The organism is Amycolatopsis alba DSM 44262 (assembly GCF_000384215.1).
Lineage (GTDB): Bacteria > Actinomycetota > Actinomycetes > Mycobacteriales > Pseudonocardiaceae > Amycolatopsis > Amycolatopsis alba.
In genome coordinates this window covers 83,016-92,767 of the sequence record NZ_KB913032.1, presented here as the reverse complement: position 1 = coordinate 92,767, position 9,752 = coordinate 83,016, and the positions used below count along the sequence as shown (strand labels likewise).

At 68.7% G+C, this 9,752-nt stretch carries 9 protein-coding genes; 3 read left to right on the top strand and 6 right to left on the bottom strand.

Features of this window, described 5'->3' with window-relative positions:
- The first annotated feature begins 75 nt into the window (after nt 1-75).
- Together AMYAL_RS0100425 and AMYAL_RS0100420 are read left to right on the top strand one after the other, a co-directional pair.
- Nucleotides 76-495 carry a hypothetical protein gene (locus AMYAL_RS0100425; RefSeq protein WP_020629325.1) on the top strand — a complete coding sequence of 140 codons (420 nt, stop codon included), beginning with the start codon at nt 76-78 and terminating at the stop codon, nt 493-495.
- Between the two features lie 115 nt (nt 496-610).
- Nucleotides 611-865, top strand: coding sequence for a hypothetical protein (locus AMYAL_RS0100420; RefSeq protein WP_245192723.1), 255 nt, complete (start codon nt 611-613; stop codon nt 863-865).
- Between the two features lies 1 nt (nt 866).
- On the opposite strand, the gene AMYAL_RS0100415 is transcribed toward AMYAL_RS0100420, so the two are convergent.
- A complete protein-coding gene (locus AMYAL_RS0100415) occupies nt 867-3,299 on the bottom strand; it encodes an ATP-binding protein (protein WP_020629323.1) in 2,433 nt (810 codons plus the stop codon).
- A gap of 275 nt (nt 3,300-3,574) precedes the next feature.
- Nucleotides 3,575-4,552: a helix-turn-helix transcriptional regulator gene (locus AMYAL_RS0100410; RefSeq protein WP_020629322.1), complete on the bottom strand. Its 978-nt coding sequence runs from the start codon at nt 4,550-4,552 to the stop codon at nt 3,575-3,577.
- A gap of 76 nt (nt 4,553-4,628) precedes the next feature.
- Here AMYAL_RS0100410 and AMYAL_RS0100405 point away from each other — a divergent pair, with 76 nt between their 5' ends.
- Complete coding sequence (locus AMYAL_RS0100405) at nt 4,629-4,967, top strand: YybH family protein (RefSeq protein WP_020629321.1); 339 nt, start codon at nt 4,629-4,631, stop codon at nt 4,965-4,967.
- A gap of 50 nt (nt 4,968-5,017) precedes the next feature.
- Here the strand turns inward: AMYAL_RS0100405 and AMYAL_RS0100400 are convergent, their stop codons facing one another.
- The 4 genes from AMYAL_RS0100400 to AMYAL_RS0100385 all read right to left on the bottom strand — a co-directional run bounded on the left by AMYAL_RS0100400 (nt 5,018) and on the right by AMYAL_RS0100385 (nt 9,737).
- Nucleotides 5,018-5,752: a hypothetical protein gene (locus AMYAL_RS0100400; RefSeq protein ID WP_020629320.1), complete on the bottom strand. Its 735-nt coding sequence runs from the start codon at nt 5,750-5,752 to the stop codon at nt 5,018-5,020.
- A 322-nt stretch (nt 5,753-6,074) separates the two neighbouring features.
- Nucleotides 6,075-7,472, bottom strand: a complete 1,398-nt coding sequence (locus tag AMYAL_RS0100395) for an amino acid permease (protein ID WP_020629319.1) — start codon at nt 7,470-7,472, stop codon at nt 6,075-6,077.
- Nucleotides 7,473-7,612: 140 nt separating this feature from the next.
- On the bottom strand, nt 7,613-8,812 hold the full coding sequence (locus AMYAL_RS45445; protein WP_020629318.1) for a class I SAM-dependent methyltransferase: 1,200 nt from the start codon (nt 8,810-8,812) through the stop codon (nt 7,613-7,615).
- 151 nt (nt 8,813-8,963) lie between these two features.
- On the bottom strand, nt 8,964-9,737 hold the full coding sequence (locus AMYAL_RS0100385) for an isocitrate lyase/PEP mutase family protein (RefSeq protein ID WP_020629317.1): 774 nt from the start codon (nt 9,735-9,737) through the stop codon (nt 8,964-8,966).
- Between the last annotated feature and the right edge of the window lie 15 nt (nt 9,738-9,752).

Below are 9,752 nucleotides of genomic sequence, written 5' to 3'. Positions count from 1 at the left end.
TCCTGCCTGGTGCCCGGCGGCCCGTCACGGTGTGCTGTGGTGGCGAAGTCATGCCCGTCGACAGGAGGAAACCCGGTGACCACAGCGGAAGAGTTCACCCTGGCCAGGGTGTTCGACGTCGTCGACCCCGAAACGGGACCAGGGTTCGAGCCCGGCCATCCCGTGGTCGAGGACCCGGAGGAACTGCGGGCGCTCGTCGCGTACCTGACCGGCGGCACCCCGGTCCTGGTCACACCGTCCTTGCTGGACGATGTCCTCGCCCCGGACCGGACCGCGGTCGTGCCGATGAACTTCCTCACCGACGGTACGTGGATCTGGACCGACACCGTCACCTACTACCTGGAAAACCACGGCCTGGCACCGGAATCAGGCCTGCTCGGCCACATCCGGGCGCGCGGGACGGTGGCACCGGTGCCGCCGGACGTCGTCGGGCGCGCGGCCGGTTTCGTGCTGGCACCGCCCGCCGAGCGGACGCCGGTGTGGAGCGCGGGCTGACCCCGGCGGGACTTTCCTTCCGGTTCTTCTGCTGGTGGTTGTTCATGGTGACCGGGACCCGCGTGGCGTTTACTGAATCCAGAGTCGCAGAACCGCTCAACACCAAGGAGTTGACGTGTCGCTACGAATCCAAGGCTACGGTCGCCCCGCCCGGTCCGAAGAGGACATGGTGGCCGTCTACGTCTCCCGCGACGACATCCGTGACCTGGACGCCGGTGAACTCGGCGGCCGGATCGCCGCCGCCGCCGGGATGTCCCGTGCGGGCGGGGCCACGGCCATCGCCGAGTTCGAACCCGCGCCCCGCTACACCATCCAGGACGTCCTGCTCGGGCACATCACCTGGGAGGAACTGACCCGTACTTCCGCCTGACCTACGAGGCGTTGAGGCGTTCGGCCAGTTTCTCGCGGAGTTTGCCGCCTTCGGACCGCCCGAGCCGGTCGCAGAGGCCCAGCGCGCGTTCCCGGTCTTCGCGGGCCGAGGCGGGGTCGCCCGCCTCCTCGGACAACGCGGCCCGATCGCAGAGCGTGTCGATCTGGGCCTGTGTCAGCCCGATGTGCTCGTAAAGCTCCCCGGCCTCGGTCAACCGGCGGCGCGCGCCGGCGTGGTCGCCCTGGCGGCGCAGGATCTTCCCGGATTCCTGAAGGGCACGCGCCTGGCCCATGGCCGCACCGTGGCGGCGGAACAACTCGAGCGCCGTCTCGCAGTGGGCCAGCGCCCGTTCGGTCGAGTCGAGCGCCGCCAGGTTCAGGGCCGAGCGCAGCAGCATGTACGCGTAGTTGGTGTCGTCCACGGGAGTCCGCGGGCCACCGTGGTCCCGCGAAAAGTAGCGGACACACGCGTCGAACTCGTCGGCGGCGTCTTGGAACCGCCCGTTCCGGTACCAGTACGACGCCCGCATCGCCCGCGTCACATGGACGCCGAGCGGATAGCCCGCGTCGTCGAACAGGGACACCGCCTCATCGAACAATTTGGGCGACGTGGTGAGGCTGGAGTCGCGGGCGTGGGCACTGGCCAGGTACACCCGTGCCCAGCCTTGTTCGCGGGGGTCGCCCGCCTCCACCGCGGCGTCCATGGCCTGCCGGGCCATCTTGACGGATTCCTCCGCCTGGTCGCACAGGGTGGCCTGCACCCACGCCAGATAGTTCAGGTGGACGGCCTCGTCCCGTTTGCTGCCGATCGCGACGGCCGAGTTCACGGCGAGTCCGAACACCTCGTACCAGGTGCTCGCCGTGCCGCCGATCTCCGAGTACCAGTGCATGGACTCGGCCAGGTCGAGGACCGGCCGATGCTCACCCCTGGCGGCGAGGCGCTTGACCGCGGCGAGCCAGTTCTTCAGCTCGACCTCCAGCCATCTGCCCGCTCTGGAGTGATCGTCGAACGACGGCGTCGCGACCGGGGCCGGGCTCACCCCGTCGGTCGGATGGAAGTAGCGGCCCGCCGCGGTCGCGGTGCGCACCAGCCAGCAGGCGAGCCGGTTCTCCGCGGCCTCGACGACTTCGGGGGTGTCCTCCCTGGCGAGCCGTTCGGTCGCGAAGACCCGCAGGAGGTCGTGGAACTGGTACCGGCCGTTCTCCGGCGACGTCTGGAGCAGGCTCGCGTCGGCCAGTTCCTCCAGGAAGACGGCGGCGTCGTCCTCGTCGGAGGCTTCGACGAGCGTCATCGCGGCCCCGACGGAGAAGTCCGCGGCCGGGACGAGCGAGAGCCGCCGGAACACCGTCGCGGCGTTCGGGCTGAGCTGGCGATACGACAGTTCGAACACGCTGCGCACGTCGAGATCACCGGCGGTCAGCGTGGTGAGCCGTCTGCTGCGGTCGCGGAGCTGATCCACCAAACGCGTCAGCGGCCAGGTGGGACGGCTCGCCAGCCGGTTGCCCGCGATCCGCAGCGCCAGCGGCAGCCGTCCGCACAGCTCGACCAGTTCGAGCGCCGCCTGCCGCTCCCGCGCGACCCGGCCCGCCCCGACGATGGACGACAGCAAGGCGACCGCGTCGTCCTCGGCGAAGACGTCGAGCGGGAGCCGGCTCGCGCCTTCGAGCCCCACCAGCATCTGACGGCCGGTGATCAGGGTGAGACACCGCGGCCCGCCGACCAGGAGTGGCCGGACCTGGGCTTCGTCGGCCGCGTCGTCGAGGACGATCAGCATGGCCCGGTCCTGCAGGAGGGAGCGGCACAGACTCACCCTGTCCTCCGGATCAGCCGGGATGCGGACGGCGTCTATGCCCAGCGACCGCAGGATCAGGTGCAGCGCGTCCGCCGGATTCGTCGGTTCGGCGGACATCCCGCGCAGCTTCAGGAACAGCCTGCCGTCGGGGAAGTCCTCGGCGAGGTTGTGCGCCACGCGGACCGCGAGGGTGGTCTTGCCCGCGCCGGGAGGACCGCTCAGGATCGCGACCCGTCCCGAGCGGCGGCGGCCGTCGCACAGATCGGCGGAGAGCTCACGCAACGCGGAGAGGTCGCGTTCGCGTCCGGTGAGGTCGTCGACGTCCGTCGGCAGGACACCGATCAGCGGTGATTCGTAGATCCCGGCGGGCGCGGGCGCGGCGACCGGCTGGGCGCGCCCCTGCCTCGCGACCTTCTGCAGGACGGTCAGCTCTTCGTCGGTCAAGGACAGCGACGCGGCGAGCGCTTCGATCGTCCGCCGCTGGGGGCTTTTGGCGATGCCCCGTTCCATGTCGCTGATGGCCCGGACGCTCACCCCGGACCCTTCGGCGAGCTCCTCCTGCGTGAGGTTCGCGCGAACGCGGTAACCCTTCAACAGCGCCTTGAAAGTCGTGGTTGCCCTTCCCAAGGCGGGGTTCGTCATGGGCCGAATTATCCATATCCACCCTGCCCGCTCAAGTCGTCCTCGGCCTCGGGAAGCGGGGTTCCACCACACTGAGTCGCGTCCCCGGTGACGGCCGGGGGAGACCGTTGCGGGGCTCCCGCGACCGTGATCAGGACGAACGCGGTGCGAACATGGCCGCGATGAGAACACGATGTTGCCAACGGTCGCGCGGCACGGTGGCCGCGGCGGACCGCCGTGACCGAGCGTAGTCCTGTGTAACGATCGTCACGGGGTACCTCGACTGTCCACAGTGGTCACTCGACCCGCGCTTCGTAACGGGTGGTGATCGCGGTGGCGCGGTCGTGCAGGGAGACGCGCAACCACTCCGGGGACAGGGCCTCCGCGTCGGTGGCGAGCTGCCACAACGCCCATTCGGCGTGGCGGGAGTCCTGGAAGGTCACCTCCAGCCGCAACCAGCCGTCCGTGCCGGTCTCTTCGGCGAGGACGGCCAGCGCGGTGCTCACCAGTTCCTTCCGCCGCGCCGGGCGCACCCGTGCCAGCACGGCGACCAGCTCGCCGCCGGTCCGGAACCGCGTGCTGCGTTCCTGCCAGGCCCGGTCCAGGTCGACCCGGTCCGGCCGGTGCGCGGGTTCGGGGAGTTCCTCGGCGGCCCGCAGCCGGGACAGCCGGTAGGTGCGGTCCTCGCCGGATCTCGTGGCCAGCAGATAGCCCTGATCGCGGACGGTGACCAGGCCGATCGGATCCACCGTGCGCCACTGCGGCTTCCCGCCCGCGGCCGCGTAGTGGATGCGCAGCTTGTGCCCGGCGAACACCGCGCGCCGCACCTCGGCCACGATCGCGTCGGGCACCTCCTCGGCGGCCACCCGGCGCGAGAGGAGGTCGGTCTCCGGGTCGACGAGCAGGCGCCGGGCCGCGCCCGCCGCGGTGTCGCGCTGGCTTTCGGGCAGGGCGTCGACCACCTTGAGCATGGCGGAAGCGAGCGCCGACCCGAGGCCGAACGCCTGCGCGCCGCGCCGTGACCCGGCGATCAGCAGGGCGAGCGCCTCGTCGTGGTTCAGCCCGGTGAGCTCGGTCCGGAAACCGGGCAGCAACGCGAAACCGCCGTGCCTGCCGCGTTCGGCGTAGACCGGGACGCCCGCCGAGGACAGCGCCTCGATGTCGCGCAGCACGGTGCGGGTGGAGACCTCCAGCTCGCGGGCCAGCGTGGCGGCGGACAGCCTGCCGCGGTGGCGCAGCAGCAACACCAGGGAGACCAGCCGGTCGGCGCGCATGCGGAAACCCTAACGGAATACACGACACAGGATGTCGTGATTCACGGCGAAGCTCATCCGCATGACAAGCAGGACTGTGGCCACTGAGCCGAACGATCTGGGCAGGTTCTTCATCGAGCGCGGCAACGCGGGCGATGTGGACGGACTGGTGGCGTTGTACGAACCGGACGCCGTGCTGGCGTTCCCGCCGGGCAACCTCGCGACGGGGCACGCGGAGATCCGCAAGGTGTACGAGGAGTTCGTCGCGGCCGCGCCGGAACTCCTGCCGGGCAGGCAGCATCCGGCGCTGGTGGGTGAGGACCTGGCGCTCACGGCGTCCACGCTGACCACCGGCGAGGTGACCGTCGAGGTCGCCCGCCGTCAGCCGGACGGGTCCTGGCTCTGGGTGCTGGACCAGCCGGTGTTCGTGCCGTAGCGGAGTCTGTCCGCCGGTGACGGGTTCGTGCCCGTCACCGGCGGACGGTGTCAGACGGTGCAGTTCCTCGACGTGCCGGTGTTCACCTTGGCCCCGGTGAACTCCTCGATGATCGCGACGTTCTCCGGGGCGTAGTTCTTGGCGACGATCTTGGCCACGTCAGCGCTGCCGAGTTTGGCCGCGTAAGGCTCGGACTGATCCAGCCAGTACGCCGCGCGGAGAAACTCCACGAGCACGAATTCGCGCAATTCCGGCTGGCCCTTGATCTTGGCCCAGTAATCGGGATACTTCGCCTTGGCGACGCGCAGATAGAGCTGCAGATAGCGGATATTGGTCGCGACGATGTCCCTGGCGTTGCTCGCGCCGATTCCCTGGATGAACTCCGCGACGACGGACGCCGCGGGCAATCCCATGAGCCCGGCGTTGAGTTCGGCGATGACTCCCTGGATCTTGTACGACCCCTGCTGCTGGTCCCGCAGGTAGATGTCGTCCATCGACTTGGTGAGATTGTCCGTGATCAGCGGCAGGATCTCGCGGCGGGCGAATCCGCCGTGGATCGGCACCTTCATCGCCTTGCGGGAGGCGTTGATCCACGCGGAGACGTAGACGTCCCACGAGGTTCTCGAAGGATCCAGGTCCCACATGTGGGTTTCTTCGTGGATCGCCACCATCAGGGACTCGGCGAGCCCGTTGAAGCTGGTCTTGGTGACGAACTGGCTGAAATACTGGTCCTTGGCCTGGGCGATCGCGAGGCCCTCGCCGCTGGGCCAGCGCCGTTTGTACACGCCTTGGATCGTCTGCAACCACTTCGAGGACGTGAAGCCGGCCTTTATGTCACTGACATCGGCTTTCGGTTGAGACGGCTCTTCATAGCATATAGGCGCCCGTACTTTCGTCGTGTCCTGAGCGGACGCCGGGACGGTCAATTGAGTGAGGGAAAGGGCGAGGCATGCGGTCAGTAGGGTAATACGATTGCGCATGGGGACCTCGGTTCACGGTAGGGGTTTTCCGTGGGTCGGAACGCAGTGTCCCCTGATCGTCACCGTTTCATCAATGATCCGGCCTCTACTGCGGCTGGACAGGCTAGGAATTATGGCGGCGAACGGGCTATTCCGCGGCCAGCCGGGAACGGCGCATGCCGTAGCCGAAGTAGATCAGCAGGCCGAGCGCCATCCAGCCGCCGAAGACGACCCAGGTGGCGCCGTCGAGACTGAGCATCATGTACCCGCAGCACACCACCCCGAGGATCGGCGTGACCGGCGCGAACGGCACGCGGAACGAACGGGAGGCCTCCGGCTGACGGCGTCGCAGCAGCAGGACGGCGATGTTCACCAGCCCGAAGGCGAAGAGGGTGCCGATGCTCGTGGCGTCGGCCAGTTTCCCGAGCGGGATGAACGCGGCCAGCGTCGCGACGAAGCCGGAGACCGCCAGCGTGTTGACCCGCGGGGTCCCGGTTTTGGGGTCCACTTTGGACAGCGCCGCCGGGACCATGCCGTCGCGGGACATCGAGAACAGGATGCGCGTCTGTCCGTAGAGGACCGTCAGCACCACGCTGGAGATCGCCACGATCGCGCCGACGGCGAGCAGCCCGGCCCACAGCGGGTTGTCGGACACGGCGCCGAGCACATGCGAGAGCGCGGCTTCCTGGCCGTCGAACTCCTGCCACGGCAGCGCGCCGACCGCGGCCACGGCGACCAGGCAGTACAGCACGGTGACGATGGCGAGCGAAAGCAGGATCGCCCGTGGCAGGTCATGCTGCGGGTTCTTCGCCTCCTCGCCCGCCGTGGAGGCCGCGTCGAAACCGATGTAGGAGAAGAACAGTTTCGCGCCCCCGGCACTCAGCCCGGCCAGGCCGAGCGGCAGGAACGGGGTGAAGTTCGCCGCCCGGACGGCGGAGAACGCGATCGCGCAGAACAGCACCAGCGTGCCGATCTTGATCACGACCATGATCGCGTTGGCCCGCGCGCTCTCCTTCGCGCCGGACAGCAGCAGGACCATGGCGAGCAGCACGACGACGATGGCCGGGACGTTGACGATCCCGCCCGACCCCGGCGGCTGGCTCAACGCGTCCGGGATGGAGAAACCGAACGTCAGCCGCAGCAGCTCGTTGAGATACTGACCCCAGCCGACGGCGACCGACGCCACCGAGACGCCGTATTCGAGCACCAGGCACCAGCCGCAGACCCAGGCGACCAGCTCGCCGAGGGTGGCGTACGCGTAGGAGTAGGACGAACCGGACACCGGGATCATTCCGGCGAGTTCGGCGTAGGAAAGTGCCGAGAACAGCGCGGTCACCCCGGCGAGCACGAACGACAGCACGACCGCCGGGCCCGCGACGGGGACCGCTTCGCCGAGCACGACGAAGATCCCGCTGCCCAGCGTCGCGCCGATGCTGAGCATGGTCAGCTGGCCGAGGCCGAGGGAGCGTTTCAGCGTGCCGTGATCACTCTCGGCGATCAGGTCGGCGACCGGTTTCCGCCGCACCGCCGCGGCTCGCAGATTCATGCCGACGACCGTATCTGCCACCCTGCGCGGCCCTGGGCCCGGCTCGGACCGGTGCCAAGTCCGTGAAGGACTCCTTGAGGGAATCAGCGTCCCTCAAGGAGTCCTTCACGGACATCGAACGCAGGAAGGCGCGGGGCAGGTCACCGCAGTCCGGAAAGGAACTCCGCGATCCTGCGGAGGCGCGACGGCCTGGGGCCGGGATCGGCGGTCCGCTCGGCGACCAGGTGGTAGGCCTGCAAGGAGTTGACGTTGAACGCGTGTGTGCCGCCCCACAGAAAGAGCCGGAACGCCCGGTAGGTCTCTTCGCCCCAGCGCGCGATGATGTCGTCCTTCGCCGCGTCGAGTCGCTTCGCCCACTCCAGCATCGTCAGCTCGTAGTCGCGGGTTTCCCTGGTCACGTCGAGCACTTCGAAGCCGTGGTACAGCACTTCGGCGATGACGTCCTGAAGCGTCATGTAGGTGTGCGTGCCACCCCAGATGTGATCGCGGGTGAACGCGCTCACCGAGAACCTCTGCACGGAAGCGGACGCGTCGAGATAAAGCCGCCCACCGGGCTTCAGCACATCCCATGCCTTCGCGGCGAAGCGCCGATAGTTCGGGAGGTGCTCGATCACCCCGTAGATCACGGCGTGGTCGTACGGCTGTGCCGGACGGTGGACGAGGAAGTCCTCCAGCAGTACCTCGCCCATGAGATCGTTGTCGTCGATCAGTGCCCGGATGTGCCCGGCCGAGTCCTCCGCGATGGTGAGCGTCGTGACGTGCACGCCGCGCGCGCCGCAGTACTGGGTGACGCCGCCCCAGCCGCCGCCGATGTCGAGCAGCCGGTCGCCAGGCTGCAGATCCAGCGCCGCGAACATGGTCTCCAGCTTGTGTTCGGACGCTTCCTCGATCGTCTCGCCTGGCTGCTGGAAAAGGCCCTGCGAGTAGAAACGGAATCGCTTGTCGATGAAAGTCAGGTAGAAGTCGTCGCCCCGGCCGTAGTGCGCGGACACGGCCTGTTTGTTCATCTTGAGCGGTGAACGCGCGAAGTCGTAGAGAAACCGCAGCCGCTGCCGCAGCGGCACCTCTTCCCGCAGGGCGGTGCGGACGCCGAACAGCGCCCCGAGATCACCCTCGACATCGAGGTCACCGGACACGAAGGCCTGGCCGATCGCCAGCTCGGTGAGCGGTGTCCGCAGCGCGCCGTCCGTGCGGAACCTCAGCCGGTACCGCGGCTCGCCGACCCCGACGGACACGACGGAGCCGTCGGGCAGTTCGAGGGTTCCCGGCAGGTCGGCGGAAGCCAGCAGGGCGGCGATACCGGTCCGGGGGAGCGAGGCGGTTCTCGCTGCCTTCGTCATGGTTACGATCCTGGTCGAAAACCCTTGGCGGAGCAGGAAAGCAGCCCGCCAAGGCAACGATCTCTGTGCGAACAGGCAGCAAGGGCAAGTCCGTGAAGGCCTCCTTCACTACCTTGAGGGTAGGCAAGGAGGCCTTCACGGACCACGGGGATCAGTTCAGCTTGCGCATGTCGGCGGGCAGGCCGCCGCCGGCGTAGACGTCCTCGGCGAGCTTCGCCAGCGCGGTGAGCGCGACGTTCTGGCTGAACGGCCCGTAGGACACCCGTGAGACACCCAGCGCCTGCGCGGTCGCCAGCGGGATCGAGCCAGGGAGGCCGATCAGGTTCACCTTGCGCTCGCCCAGCGCCTCGACCAGCCTGCCGACCTGGGTTTCGTCGAGTTTGCCTGGCACGAAGAAGTTCGACGCGCCGGCGTCCAGGTACGCGCGGCCACGGGTGATCGCCTCGGCCATCGCCTCCTCGGCGTCACCCAACCTGAGGAAGGCGTCCGTGCGGGCGTTGAGCACGAAGTCGATCCCGGCGGACTGAGCCGCGGCGACAGCGGCCTCGACGGCCTTGACCGACTCGTCCAGTGGCTTCATCTGGTCTTCGAGATTGCAGCCGACCGCGCCGACCTCGATCGCGCGGGCGACCGTGCCGCCCGGATCGCCGTAGCCCGCTTCCAGGTCCGCGGTGACCGGCAGGTCTCCCGCCGTCCGGACGATCAGCGCGACCTCGGCGATCATCTCGTCGCGGGGGATCTTCTCGCCGTCCGGGTAGCCGCGGGAGGCGGCGATGCCGTGGCTCGGGGTGGCGAGCGCCTGGGTGCCGGGGGTCTCGGCGACGACCTTCGCGGTGATCGCGTCCCAGACGTTGACGACGAGCAGCAGTTCGGGGGCGGCGTGCAGCTCTTGCAGCCGGGTGGCCTTTTCGGCGGTGGAAACCATGCCTTCAATCTAGAG

Excerpts from the sequence above, each read along its gene's own strand:
- AMYAL_RS0100415 (WP_020629323.1), bottom strand. The coding sequence starts at position 3,299 with ATGACGAACCCCGCCTTGGGAAGGGCAACCACGACTTTCAAGGCGCTG.
- AMYAL_RS0100410 (WP_020629322.1), bottom strand. The coding sequence starts at position 4,552 with ATGCGCGCCGACCGGCTGGTCTCCCTGGTGTTGCTGCTGCGCCACCGC.
- AMYAL_RS0100395 (WP_020629319.1), bottom strand. The coding sequence starts at position 7,472 with ATGAATCTGCGAGCCGCGGCGGTGCGGCGGAAACCGGTCGCCGACCTG.
- AMYAL_RS45445 (WP_020629318.1), bottom strand. The coding sequence starts at position 8,812 with ATGACGAAGGCAGCGAGAACCGCCTCGCTCCCCCGGACCGGTATCGCC.
- AMYAL_RS0100385 (WP_020629317.1), bottom strand. The coding sequence starts at position 9,737 with ATGGTTTCCACCGCCGAAAAGGCCACCCGGCTGCAAGAGCTGCACGCC.